Here is a 12359-nt window from a genome sequence, read left to right as displayed (position 1 = left end):
GGGAAATAGTTTTATGGGGATATTTGCCTTGGTAATGAAATTCCACTGTTGCTTGACTTTTTAGGCATATGTTCTTATAATGCAAAGGAATGTCTTTGCAAGACGGAGGTGTATACGTAATGAAACCATCTTTCAATCCTAACAACCGCAAGCGCAAAAAGGATCATGGATTCCGTAAGCGCATGAGCACAAAAAATGGCCGTAAAATTTTGGCTGCTCGTCGTCAAAGAGGTAGAAAAGTTCTTTCCGCTTAGGCCACACTTTTAGTGGCCTTTTTGTTTGCCTATATATGTCTGAAAATTCTCTGTTGTCATAAAAAGAGGAAGGCTTTCTCCGATGTGGAAACCTTTTGGGGGATAATCATTACCTAGCTACCGAAAATCCTGCTATTTATTGAAGAGATAGGAGGGGGCCGATGGAGGAGAGGAAGGACGTAACCGACTTTTTTGTATCGTTGGCGCGCGAGTTTCTTGATGAATGGCCTGTATCCAACATGGTATGTGCCTATGCTGGTGGATCTGTCGGGAGGGGAGAAGCGGATACCTACAGCGACCTCGATTTACACATCTTTGTGGAGGGAGAAGATGATCCTTCCTGTGAAAATCGTCTGTTTAAAGGGCATATGATACAGCTGCAGGTTCAATCTGCTCCTACGGATGAAGAAGTATATGAGAATCCGTGGGCATGGCGTTACCTAAAGGAAGCAAAGATTATTCTGGACCCAGAGGATCGTTTCATTTCCTGGATGAATGACATATGCGCGTATATGGATTCCCCGGCTGGGAAAGCGAAAATGTTCGCACAGGCAAAAGCAGAGGTAGAATCGTTCCACGAAGAGGCGCAGGCTGCCTTAATGGAAGGCTTTCCTTACTCTGCTTATTTGGCTTCATGGGCAGGATGGATCGGTGCGCTACAAATGAGTGCCTTTTTCCAAGGGCATTCATTGAGTGATGCTCAGTTGTATCAGCTGTTACAGAAAGAAGGACGTTCGGACGGAATGGATGGCTTTTTTCTGGAGACATACCGGAGTAATCAGGATGTACAGGATGCACTTATGCTATTGGCCGACTACCGGACTTATCTACGGTCAATAAATAAGGGGATCGAGTTTGCGTTGGCGGGTGAAAATGATTGGTTAGTAAAGAGGAAGGTACAAAGATTGCAGGAGAGAAATCAGCTTGATATGGCCGGGTTTTTAATATTTTCAGAAGCGATCTGGTTATATCATAGTGTGGGTCTTGATGAATGGCTGGAGAATCATTGGGCGGATCTGCCTGCCAAGCTTTCCTTGTCTCTTCAAAAATTGGGATTTTTCCAAGCAGATGGACAATTGCTCGCTCACTTGCGCCATGCCAGTGCAGAAATCATCGCGGAAATTGGCTGATCGTCTCTATTTTTTACACCGAATTTTAGATTTTGTTCTAAACCGAGTATACTTAGGGAAAAAAGTGAACGAAACAAGGATATACTGGTAGATGCTGTTTACGTTTTCTACTATAATTGTGATGTTAGGGGTTGTTTACCTTGCATCGTTCACACCGGCTCAAAAAAAATGAGCAATTCCAAGCTGTGTTTCAACGAGGAAGTTCTGCGGCTAATAAGCAGTTTGTCTTGTATTCTGCAAAGCAAGAGGGACAAGCGGCTTTTCGCGCTGGGATTTCCGTCAGTAAAAAAATTGGCAATGCTGTTGTCCGCAATAGAGTCAAGCGGCTTATACGCGAAGCAGTAGCTCGAATGGAGTCTGATATCCCAGTCGGTCTCGATCTCGTCATCATCGCCCGTCCGGGTGTGGAAGCGATGACGCTTGAAGCCATTGAGCAATCTCTGTTACATGTGATGAAGCGAGCCAAAGTGATCAAACAGGCACCCGTACATAATGGAAAAAGAGATGGAAAAAGAGGGTGAAACGATGATAGTGAAGATCATGGTTTGGTTGATTCGGGGATACCAACTGATGATTTCTCCGTATAAACCACCTTCATGCAGATTCGCGCCTACCTGTTCCCATTACGCAATCGAGTCGATTCGTCGATTTGGAGCGTGGAGGGGAGGCTGGTTGGCCCTTCGTCGCATCTTGAAATGCCATCCGTTCCACCCGGGCGGGTATGATCCAGTCCCGGATCAGCACAAATAAGATTACCTCATATTGAAGCGGGGAAAAGGAGGATCACCCTTGAGTAGACGTACACTCAGCATTCTTATGCTGACTATGCTGGTTCTAGTTTTGTCGGGCTGTAACCCCCAAGCAGCAGCACCAATTGGCCCTGACGCAACCGGCATTTGGGACAAGTATTTTGTCTATCCACTGTCCTGGCTAATTAAAGAGAGCGCATTGTTACTCGGAAACAACTACGGTCTGGGTATCCTAGTTGCAACGATCATCATTCGAATCATTGTGCTTCCATTGATGGTCAAACAAATCAAGAGCTCCAAGAAAATGCAAGAGATTCAACCGGAGATGCAAAAGATCCGTGAAAAGTACAAAAATGATCCACAAAAAGCGCAAGCAGAAACAATGGCTATGTTCCAGAAGAGCGGTGTCAATCCGTTGGCTGGATGCTTGCCAATGTTGGTACAAATGCCGATTTTGATCGCGTTCTACCATGCGATCATTCGTACGTCCGAGATTAACTCGCAAACGTTCATGTGGCTGACGCTGGGACAAAAGGACCCGTACTACATCTTGCCAATCATTGCTGCGATTACGACCTACTTGCAGTCCAAGATGATGGGTCAAGCAAATCAGGGAAATCCACAAATGCAAATGATGATCATCATGATGCCGCTGATGATTTTGGCGATTGCTGTCACATTGCCATCAGCGCTGTCTCTGTACTGGGTATACGGTAACCTGTTTACCATTGTACAAACCTACTTCCTGTATCGTGATAAAGGGAAAATGCCTACTCCTAAAGGGGGAGCCTCCAAGTGAAAAAGGTGGTAGCTACGGCAAAAACGATCGACGATGCTGTGCAAAAAGCTTTACTGGAATTGGGAGTGCCGCGTGAGCGGGCAACGATCCAAGTTCTAGAGGAACCAAGCAGAGGATTGTTTGGACTGATTGGGGCAAAGGACGCTAAAGTGCAAGTAGAATTTCACTTTGATCCGGTTGCACAGGGACGTGACTTTCTTCAAGACGTTTTGTCGAACATGAAGGTGAATGCCAAAGTGGAGACGCGTACAAATGAAGAGGGCATGCTGTTTGACATCCAGGGAACCAATCTGGGAATCATTATTGGCCGCAGGGGACAAACTCTTGATTCATTACAGTATCTCGTAAACGTCGTAGCGAACCGTCATGCGGACAAACATGTACGTATCACTCTGGATGCCGAAAATTACAGGCTTCGTCGCAAGGAAACATTGGAGCAGCTCGCAGATCGTGTGTCGAAAAAAGCGTTATCGACCAAACGGGATGTACGTCTGGAACCAATGTCTGCTGCTGAACGGAAAGTAATCCACGCGTTCTTGCAAAAGAGAGCGGATGTGGTTACCTTCAGTGAAGGAGACGAGCCAAATCGTTATATCGTGATTGCACCGAAAGAAGCCTCTCGCTAGGCTTCTTTTTTTTGCCTAATTCAAATGAGCAAGCGACGACATTTTGAACAATCGCGTCAAAAAGTTGTCCACTGTGGATAATTGACCAAATGGTTGAGGATTTGCGAAAATGATTATACTGTGGATAACCAAAATGGACAGCAACCTTGGAGATAGGGTTGCTTTTTCCTATTGCGTGTTTAGCAGATGGATTGGCTGCACTTTCTTTTGGAATTTTTCTAGACGATCTGTTATGCTAGTAAGTTAGTGGCTGACTTGTAAGAGTGGAAAGCTTGAGGTGAACAGCATGAAATTCGATACAATAGCGGCGGTCGCAACACCGATGGGTGAAGGCGGTATTGCCGTGATCCGGGTAAGCGGTACGGAAGCGATCGAAGTTGTGGATAAGATATATAAAGGAAAGCAGCGGTTGTCCACTGTGGACAGCCATACGATCCATTATGGGCACTTGTATGAGCCAAACACAGGTGAACGAGTGGAAGAGGTACTGGTTTCCGTAATGAAGGCTCCCCGTACATTTACGAGGGAGGATGTAGTGGAGGTCAACTGTCACGGAGGAATTGTTTCCGTTGAAAAGGTTCTGGAGTTAATCTTGGATAATGGAGCAAGATTGGCGGAGCCGGGGGAGTTCACGAAGCGTGCGTTCTTAAACGGACGAGTCGATTTGTCTCAGGCTGAGGCCGTCATTGATTTGATTCGGGCCAAAACAGACAGAGCGATGAAGGTCGCATTGAATCAAGTAGAAGGGAAGCTGTCCAGGCTCATTCGGCAGCTGCGCCAAAACTTGATTGAAGCGATGGCCCATATAGAAGTAACACTGGACTATCCAGAGCATGACGTTGAGGAGTTTACACAAAATTTCTTGCGAGGAAAGTGCCTGGAGGTTAAAGGGGAAATCCAACGATTGTTGCAGACCGCACAGCAAGGAAAAATTTTGCGTGAAGGCTTGTCGACCGCGATTATTGGACGTCCGAATGTAGGGAAATCCTCTCTATTAAATAGTCTGGTTCAAGAGGAAAAGGCGATTGTAACTGACGTTGCGGGAACGACACGCGATGTCATCGAAGAGTATGTCAATGTGCGCGGGGTTCCTTTGCGACTTATCGATACCGCAGGAATTCGCGATACAGAGGACATCGTGGAGAAAATCGGGGTAGAGAAGTCCAGACAGCTGCTGCAAAAGGCTGACCTCGTGTTGCTCGTGATCAACTACAACGAGCCTCTCTCCGCTGATGATTACGCGATTTTTGAAGCAGCAAAAGGGTTCCATGTGATTGTGATTGTCAATAAATTCGACCTGCCGCAAAAAGTCGATTTGGAAGAGATCAAGCGTCATTTCCCTCAGCAGCCGTTGATTATGACGTCCGCGCGTGAGGAGACGGGGATCGATCTTCTGGAGCAGGCTATTGGGGAGATTTTCTTCAGTGGCCGTGTGCAGCAGGATGACTTGACCTACGTGAGTAACGCCAGACATATTCAACTGCTTCGTCAGGCAGAACGAGCCATGGATGAAGCGCTGGGTGGAATCGATGAGTTGATGCCAGTAGACATGATTCAGATCGACATTAAAAAGTCGTGGGAGCTACTTGGTGAAGTCATCGGTGAAAGCGTCGGCGAAGATTTGATTGACCAGATTTTCTCCCAGTTCTGTCTGGGTAAGTGATTAGGAGGGCAAAAAATGAACGTTGTACCTGCATATGAAGCGGGCTCTTTTGACGTCATTGTCATTGGTGCGGGTCATGCCGGTGCGGAAGCGGCATTGGCGGCTGCACGTATGGGCTGTAGTACATTGCTGTTGACGATCAACCTGGATGCTGTGGCGTACATGCCATGTAATCCTTCCGTAGGTGGTCCTGCAAAAGGCCACGTTGTACGCGAATTGGACGCGCTTGGTGGAGAGATGGGACGCAATACCGACAAAACCCATATCCAAATGCGTATGCTGAATACAGGGAAAGGACCTGCTGTGCATGCCTTGCGGGCGCAAGCAGACAAATTTGCGTATCAGCATGAAATGAAGAAAACGATTGAAAATACTCCGAATTTGATCCTGCGTCAAGCGATGGTGGAAGAGCTGATCGTGAACGATGGAGTTTGTGAAGGGGTTATCACGCAAACTGGGGCGCGATACATGGCCAAATCCGTTGTATTGACGACCGGAACCTATTTGCGCGGAAAGATCATCCTCGGGGATCTTCAATACGAAAGTGGACCGAACAACATGCGTCCGTCTATTCGTCTGGCACATCATTTGAAGGAACTCGGTTTTGAAATGACTCGTTTCAAGACGGGGACGCCACCGCGTGTTCATAGCAGTAGTGTGGATTTCTCCAAAATGGAGATTCAGCCTGGTGATCCGGTTCCACGTGCTTTTTCTTATGAAACAACTGAATTTATCATGGATCAGCTCCCTTGCTGGCTGACCTATACAAATGAAGAAACGCATGGACTCATCAATAGTAATCTGCATCGTGCCCCTATGTATTCGGGAATGATCGAAGGAACAGGCCCGCGTTATTGCCCTTCGATTGAAGATAAAGTAGTCCGTTTTAACGATAAGCCGCGTCACCAAATTTTCTTGGAGCCAGAAGGGCGCAATACCGAAGAAATGTATGTACAAGGCTTGTCGACCAGCTTGCCGGAAGATGTTCAGCTTTCCATGCTGCGTTCCATGGCTGGAATGGAAGAAGTCAAAATGATGCGCCCTGGCTATGCGATTGAGTATGATTCGATCGTGCCGACGCAGCTCTGGCCTTCTTTGGAAACCAAAACCTTGCCTGGCTTGTTCACAGCAGGACAAATCAATGGTACCTCTGGCTATGAAGAAGCAGCGGGTCAAGGTCTCATGGCAGGGATTAACGCAGCACGCCGCGTTCAAGGGAAACCGCCCGTTATTTTGGGACGGGATGAGGCGTACATCGGTGTCTTGATTGACGATCTGGTTACGAAGGGAACGCATGAGCCTTATCGTTTGCTTACTTCTCGCGCAGAATATCGCTTGCTGCTGCGTCATGACAATGCGGACTTGCGCCTAACTGATATCGGCCATGAAATTGGTCTGATTAGCGAGGAGCGCTACCATCGATTTAACCAAAAACGCGAGCTGATCGAGCAGGAAAAAGAACGTGTGGCCAACACACGCGTACGTCCTGAAATGGCACATGTTCAAGAGGTTTTGCGCAACGCAGGCTCTCCTGAGCTGACAGATGTCATCGAGCTGGCTCAATTGCTGCGTCGTCCGGAAATCAACTACAGCCATATTGCTCAAATGGTCCCGGCACCGGAAGCACTTCCAGAGGATGTGACCGAACAGGTTGAAATCCAGATTAAATACGATGGCTACATCAAAAAGTCATTGCAACAGGTTGAACGGATGAAAAAAATGGAGGAGCGCCGCATCCCAACGGATATTGACTACCACCAAATCTCCGGTTTGTCCAAGGAATCTCGCGACAATATGACCAAAATCCGTCCGTTGAACATCGGGCAGGCGGCTCGTATCGCAGGGGTTACTCCAGCAGACATTTCCGTGTTGATGGTATATTTGGAGTACAAACGCGTGGGAGTAGCCGAGTAAGGAGAAAAACTATGACGAAAGAACAGTTTGCCGAGGTACTTGCAGCCCAGGGGATTTCTTTGACGGATCGTCAGAAGGAGCAGTTTGATCATTTTTTTCGCCTGCTGGTGGAATGGAATGAGAAGATGAACCTGACCGGGATTACCGAAGAGGGGCAAGTGTACAACAAGCATTTTTATGATTCGATTACGCCGGCGTTTTACTTCCCATTTGACCAGGTGCAATCAGTTGTAGATATCGGTGGGGGCGCAGGCTTTCCAAGCATTCCTTTAAAAATTTGCTTCCCGCATCTGAAAATGACGATCATTGATTCCTTGAACAAGCGAATGAGCTTTTTGCAGCATGTAGCAAAGGAACTGGGCTTGGAGAACGTAAATCCCGTACATGGACGTGCCGAGGATCGTGGGCAAGAAGCGATGTATCGGGAGAAATTTGATCTCGTAGTGGCACGTGCTGTTGCGAGACTCAATCTGTTATCGGAGTTCTGCCTTCCTTTTGCCAAAGTCGGAGGACATTTCGTGGCTCTCAAGGGAGCAGAGATTACTCCAGAGCTTGCTGAAGCGAAAAAGGCAATCAAGACGCTTGGTGGAAAGACGAGAAAGGTCGAGACATTCCAGCTTCTAGAGGAAGCGGGAGAACGCAATATCGTCATCATGGAAAAAATAGAAGCGACGCCGAAAAGCTATCCGCGTAAGGCAGGAGTTCCTGCGAAAAAGCCGTTAGTGTAGGAGTCAATCATAAGTGAGGTCGTAGCCACGTGCTGCGGCCTTTTTTCGTATGGAAAGGTGTTTAAATCAAATTGCTCGTTTTTGATGAAATGGAAGGTATGTAGTCGCTCAGGTTTCTTGGATCATGGAGTCTACAACTCGTACTAGCTCCTCCGAAAGAATGACATCGTGTGAGAGGGTGATTAGACTATGCAAGCAACAGTACTTTCCTCCTTTTTCCGCCGGAACTCCCGACCATATTGCTTCGGCTCTGTCTTGCTTTTCTAGCGGGTGCCATCATGGAATGAAAGCGAGAGAGATTTATAAAGGATGTGAGCAGGCAAAGAGGTGCTGGTTTTTGAACGTATAGTCTCGTTTGTTTTGGTTCGTTTCTTTTTGGACTAGCCTCTATTTAACGTGAAAGAAAGTTTAAACTTTCTGGAGCGCATAACAAGGTACCTCAGCGTCCGCATCTGGCATAACCTCGGTAAAACATTCCGCAAAAACGCGGTCGCTCCTCTATGAATAGGCTTCGATAGAAGTTTTTTTACGGTTTTTCTTCGAGTGGCGTAAATCGTGATCCGGGGAGGGTAACTGCACAAGTCGTAGCGGGAATGGGATTTTGGGGGCTGGAGCTATTATTAAATGCAATGGTACGGTAAAAGGCCTTACGACGGCAGCTGGGATGTGGGTTGTTTCAATCATTGGTTTGGTTCAGTGCAGGGATGTCTGTCGCTGTGATCGTTGCTGCGATTTTTTCGTACCTGACGTTAGACTTTCATAGTCTTTTTCCTCGATTGTTTTCTGTCACCAAGATTTCACATCCTACTGATGAGAGCATTGGAAGTGATGAGAGGCCAAAGCACCGTGACGATCACGATTTTTATGCGGAAGATCATGATTGATGTTTCACGTGAAACGTTTTTCTTTAGCAGGAATTGGGCGAATCTTGCAGAATTACATATATATAAATGAACCTGAAGAAAGCGTATAGGGAAAGAAGATTAGGTCAAAGGCAATTTTACAAACCGATCGGATGGGCAAGAAGAGTCTGTTAAGCAGTATGTACTATAGGGCTTGTGAAGCTTTTTTAAAAGAAGATGCATGCTGTCCTTAACGATGTAAGAGGAGGACCTATGTTAAAAGAGTAGGACTGAACTCACTTACGACGCCAATATGCCATTTTTCCTTAGCAGCAACAATCAAAGAACATATTCAATCTGTCATATCCGGACAATGGATTGGCGGGGGATAACAAAATGTTTCTAGGAAGATTCTGTCGTTGATTGGACAGGACCTTTTTCAGTTTCTAGGACGTATTCAAAAAGTTGTCTTTTCAGCACGAAGAAAGCGGCGAGAAGCTGAAGAAGGAGGAGCGGGATGTAGGGGAGCTACATGAGCACCTGACTTTCGAGAGTGAACGCTTGTATCATTTTTGCGCAATCTTTCAGGATTACTTCGTGATCAAAAATGACTTTTTGAACACCTCTTCAAAGACTTTAAAATAGCACGGATGGAACGGGTAGAAGTGGGGGATTTTTCTATGGCAGTTAAAGATTCATTTTCTCGGATTTTTGGCTTAACGGACAAGACAGATAACGAAGAAATCAAACAAATACCAGTTGAGGAGATTGTACCGAATCCATATCAACCTCGTACTGTATTTGATGACGAGAAAATTGATGAGTTGTGTCAAACGATACGAACTCATGGGCTCATTCAACCGATTGTCGTGCGAGTTCGCGATGGTCGTTACGAATTGATTGCTGGGGAACGACGTTTGCGCGCAACTAGAAAATTGGGCATGGAGAGGATTCCTGCGATTGTCAAAGAGTTTAATGACTCGCAAACAGCCTCTATCGCATTGATTGAGAATTTGCAACGAGAAGGTTTGACAGCTATTGAAGAGGCAGTCGCATATCAAAAGCTGATTGATTTGCACAATTTGACGCAAGAGAGTCTTGCTCAACGTTTGGGTAAAGGACAATCGACAATTGCAAACAAACTGCGCTTGCTCCATTTACCACAAGGAATTCAAGATGCCTTGTTGTCCAGACAAGTAACAGAGCGTCATGCAAGGGCTCTGATTCCGTTAAAAGATCCAGAATTACAAAATAAAGTCCTGTTGGAGATTTTGGAGCGGGAATGGAATGTGAAACAGACGGAAGTGCGCGTGAAGCAGCTTCTAGAACTGGCCGAGAACCCTAAATCGGAAAAAGATGCGAAGCCACGCTGGAAAGCATTCTCAAGAGATACGCGGATTGCGATTAATACTGTACGTCAATCGATCGATATGGTGATCCAGACAGGCCTACCTGTAGAAACAGCAGAAGAAGATCATGATGAATTCTATCAATTCACGATTCGTATTCCAAAAAACAAGGAAACAGGAAATAAATGATCGTAACAAACATGGCGACAAGGTCGCCTTTCTTTTTGGGCAAATGCTGATTATTTATAGGAAAATGAGGCTTTTAGTACTATTCGATTTCCAAAAATATGCATTTCCTGTAAAAAGGCTAGGTAAATCTGCATTTTCGGGGCAAAAATCAGGCTTTTTTGTCTCACTATCTAAAAAAAACAGCGTACGACCAAGCAGCAAATCTGATAACATGGAGAGTACCAACCTGTGCATACTTGCAGGTTTACTCGATAATCAATGAGGATGACTTTGCAGGGGCTTTTTTCGTCTTATCATGTACAGGCGATGTAAAGGTTACTGAATGGCAACGGACGAAGGAATTTGTATAAAAGATCATCGTTTTACAAGAATACGAGCAAATCGTAAATAGACTCGAATGACTAACTAGATGAGGATACAGAAGATGACTTTGAAAGACGTACTGGAGAGTGTACTGGTCGAGCCACAAGCTTTCCTACACGACAAAAAAGAGGTGGAGAAGTTGGGAAAAATCATTGCGGTTGCGAACCAGAAAGGCGGCGTCGGGAAAACGACTACGTCCGTCAATCTAAGCGCTTGTTTGGCCGCATTGGGGAAAAAGGTGCTGCTGGTTGATATTGATCCCCAAGGAAATGCAACCAGTGGGATCGGGGTAAATAAGGCAGATGTTAAGTACTGCATTTATGATGTCCTGATCAATGATATCAACCCTGTCGATGCGACTTTGCCAACTGAAATTGAAGGATTAATGATCATTCCTGCCACCATTCAATTGGCAGGTGCGGAAATCGAGCTGGTTCCTACGATTTCTCGTGAGGTTCGTCTGAAAAAGGCGCTGGAAGTTGTCAAGGACAAGTACGATTACGTCATCATCGATTGCCCGCCATCCTTAGGGATTTTGACCGTAAATTCTTTGACAGCATCTGATTCGGTCTTGATTCCAATCCAGTGTGAATACTATGCGCTAGAAGGATTAAGCCAACTATTGAACACCATTCGTTTGGTCCAAAAACACTTGAATTCGCAGCTTGCCATCGAAGGCGTCGTGCTGACGATGCTCGATGCACGTACGAATCTCGGTCTGCAAGTGATTGAAGAAGTGAAAAAGTATTTTCAGGACAAAGTATACAAGACAATTATTCCTCGAAATGTACGCTTGAGTGAAGCACCATCACACGGACAAGCCATCATTACGTACGATCCACGCTCACGAGGAGCGGAAGTCTATACTGATTTGGCGAAGGAAGTGGTAGGGGTATGAGTAGAGGATTGGGAAAAGGGCTGAATGCGCTTATTACTTCCAATCTCATCGAAGAAGGGGAACAGGTAAAAGAGGTTTCCATCAATGAGATTCGTCCTAACCCTTATCAGCCCCGGAAAGAATTCGAGCAATCAGCTATTGAGGAACTGGCACAGTCGATCAAAGAGCATGGGATCATCCAACCACTAATTGTTCGGAAAAGCATCAAAGGTTACGAGCTGGTAGCTGGTGAAAGAAGATTGCGCGCTGCAAAGCTAGCAGGGTTAAAAGAGGTTCCGGTAGTCGTAAAGGCGTACACAGATCAGCAATTAATGGAGATTGCCCTGATCGAGAACTTACAACGGGAAAATCTGAATCCACTCGAAGAGGCAGAGGCTTATGACAAGCTGATTTCCCACCATGATTATACGCAAGAACAGCTTGCACAAAAGATAGGGAAGAGTCGACCGCATGTAGCCAACATGCTTCGTTTGCTGCAACTGCCAGAGAAGATCCGAAAAATGGTATCGGCAGCTGAACTATCCATGGGACATTCACGTGCTTTGCTTGGGGTAACGGATAAGAAAGTACAACAACAGCTTGCAAATGACGTAGTGGAAAAAGGATTGAGTGTTCGTCAGCTGGAAGAGATCGTGAAGCAGCTCAATGTTTCACGTGAAACAAAAAAGAAAAAGTCAGCGAAAAACGAGCCAGTTTTGATCGAGATGGAGGAACGGCTGCGCAGCCGTTTTGGGACATCGGTCAAGATTAAAAAAGGGTCAAAGCGCGGCAAGATCGAAATTGACTTCTATTCACAGGAAGACTTGGAACGAATCATCGAAATGCTGAATATAGAGAAGTAAGTCCAGGAGGTAG

The 12359-nt window shown here is 46.0% G+C and carries 13 protein-coding genes; all 13 read left to right on the top strand.

The window, feature by feature from the left end:
• Positions 1 to 119: 119 nt before the first annotated feature.
• The 13 genes from rpmH to BBR47_RS29620 all read left to right on the top strand — a co-directional run bounded on the left by rpmH (position 120) and on the right by BBR47_RS29620 (position 12346).
• Positions 120 to 254: a 50S ribosomal protein L34 gene (gene rpmH, locus BBR47_RS29680; protein ID WP_007720125.1), complete on the top strand. Its 135-nt coding sequence runs from the start codon at positions 120 to 122 to the stop codon at positions 252 to 254.
• A 161-nt stretch (positions 255 to 415) separates the two neighbouring features.
• Positions 416 to 1384 (top strand): nucleotidyltransferase domain-containing protein, encoded by a 969-nt coding sequence (locus BBR47_RS29675; RefSeq protein ID WP_015894105.1) that lies wholly within the window; start codon positions 416 to 418, stop codon positions 1382 to 1384.
• Between the two features lie 140 nt (positions 1385 to 1524).
• Entirely contained in the window at positions 1525 to 1905 is a 381-nt protein-coding gene (gene rnpA / locus BBR47_RS29670) for a ribonuclease P protein component (RefSeq protein WP_015894104.1), read from the top strand.
• Between the two features lie 4 nt (positions 1906 to 1909).
• Positions 1910 to 2134, top strand: a complete 225-nt coding sequence (gene yidD, locus BBR47_RS30750; protein WP_015894103.1) for a membrane protein insertion efficiency factor YidD — start codon at positions 1910 to 1912, stop codon at positions 2132 to 2134.
• Between the two features lie 39 nt (positions 2135 to 2173).
• A complete protein-coding gene (gene yidC, locus BBR47_RS29665; RefSeq protein WP_015894102.1) occupies positions 2174 to 2932 on the top strand; it encodes a membrane protein insertase YidC in 759 nt (252 codons plus the stop codon).
• The gene (gene jag, locus BBR47_RS29660; protein ID WP_015894101.1) at positions 2929 to 3558 is read left to right on the top strand and encodes an RNA-binding cell elongation regulator Jag/EloR; all 630 of its coding nucleotides are present in this window, start codon (positions 2929 to 2931) and stop codon (positions 3556 to 3558) included. The genes yidC and jag overlap by 4 nt, the downstream gene beginning before the upstream one ends.
• A gap of 286 nt (positions 3559 to 3844) precedes the next feature.
• Positions 3845 to 5221, top strand: coding sequence for a tRNA uridine-5-carboxymethylaminomethyl(34) synthesis GTPase MnmE (gene mnmE, locus BBR47_RS29655; RefSeq protein WP_015894099.1), 1377 nt, complete (start codon positions 3845 to 3847; stop codon positions 5219 to 5221).
• Positions 5222 to 5236: 15 nt separating this feature from the next.
• The gene (mnmG, locus tag BBR47_RS29650; RefSeq protein ID WP_015894098.1) at positions 5237 to 7135 is read left to right on the top strand and encodes a tRNA uridine-5-carboxymethylaminomethyl(34) synthesis enzyme MnmG; all 1899 of its coding nucleotides are present in this window, start codon (positions 5237 to 5239) and stop codon (positions 7133 to 7135) included.
• 11 nt (positions 7136 to 7146) lie between these two features.
• Entirely contained in the window at positions 7147 to 7863 is a 717-nt protein-coding gene (gene rsmG / locus BBR47_RS29645) for a 16S rRNA (guanine(527)-N(7))-methyltransferase RsmG (protein WP_015894097.1), read from the top strand.
• A 601-nt stretch (positions 7864 to 8464) separates the two neighbouring features.
• Positions 8465 to 8626 (top strand): hypothetical protein, encoded by a 162-nt coding sequence (locus BBR47_RS31740; RefSeq protein WP_231850538.1) that lies wholly within the window; start codon positions 8465 to 8467, stop codon positions 8624 to 8626.
• Between the two features lie 759 nt (positions 8627 to 9385).
• Positions 9386 to 10243, top strand: a complete 858-nt coding sequence (noc, locus tag BBR47_RS29630; protein WP_015894095.1) for a nucleoid occlusion protein — start codon at positions 9386 to 9388, stop codon at positions 10241 to 10243.
• 502 nt (positions 10244 to 10745) lie between these two features.
• A complete protein-coding gene (locus BBR47_RS29625; RefSeq protein WP_015894094.1) occupies positions 10746 to 11504 on the top strand; it encodes a ParA family protein in 759 nt (252 codons plus the stop codon).
• Positions 11501 to 12346 (top strand): ParB/RepB/Spo0J family partition protein, encoded by an 846-nt coding sequence (locus BBR47_RS29620; RefSeq protein ID WP_015894093.1) that lies wholly within the window; start codon positions 11501 to 11503, stop codon positions 12344 to 12346. Before BBR47_RS29625 ends, BBR47_RS29620 begins: the two co-directional genes overlap by 4 nt.
• The last annotated feature ends 13 nt before the right edge of the window (positions 12347 to 12359 follow it).

The sequence above is a fragment of the Brevibacillus brevis NBRC 100599 genome (assembly GCF_000010165.1).
Lineage (GTDB): Bacteria > Bacillota > Bacilli > Brevibacillales > Brevibacillaceae > Brevibacillus > Brevibacillus brevis_D.
Note: the sequence above shows the minus strand (reverse complement) of the source record. Positions and strands in the feature narration are given on the sequence as shown.

What these genes read in the sequence shown, in the direction of transcription:
- rsmG (WP_015894097.1), top strand. Translation starts at nt 7,147, where the DNA reads ATGACGAAAGAACAGTTTGCCGAGGTACTTGCAGCCCAGGGGATTTCT.
- BBR47_RS29620 (WP_015894093.1), top strand. Translation starts at nt 11,501, where the DNA reads ATGAGTAGAGGATTGGGAAAAGGGCTGAATGCGCTTATTACTTCCAAT.
- mnmE (WP_015894099.1), top strand. Translation starts at nt 3,845, where the DNA reads ATGAAATTCGATACAATAGCGGCGGTCGCAACACCGATGGGTGAAGGC.
- mnmG (WP_015894098.1), top strand. Translation starts at nt 5,237, where the DNA reads ATGAACGTTGTACCTGCATATGAAGCGGGCTCTTTTGACGTCATTGTC.
- rpmH (WP_007720125.1), top strand. Translation starts at nt 120, where the DNA reads ATGAAACCATCTTTCAATCCTAACAACCGCAAGCGCAAAAAGGATCAT.
- BBR47_RS29675 (WP_015894105.1), top strand. Translation starts at nt 416, where the DNA reads ATGGAGGAGAGGAAGGACGTAACCGACTTTTTTGTATCGTTGGCGCGC.
- yidD (WP_015894103.1), top strand. Translation starts at nt 1,910, where the DNA reads ATGATAGTGAAGATCATGGTTTGGTTGATTCGGGGATACCAACTGATG.
- noc (WP_015894095.1), top strand. Translation starts at nt 9,386, where the DNA reads ATGGCAGTTAAAGATTCATTTTCTCGGATTTTTGGCTTAACGGACAAG.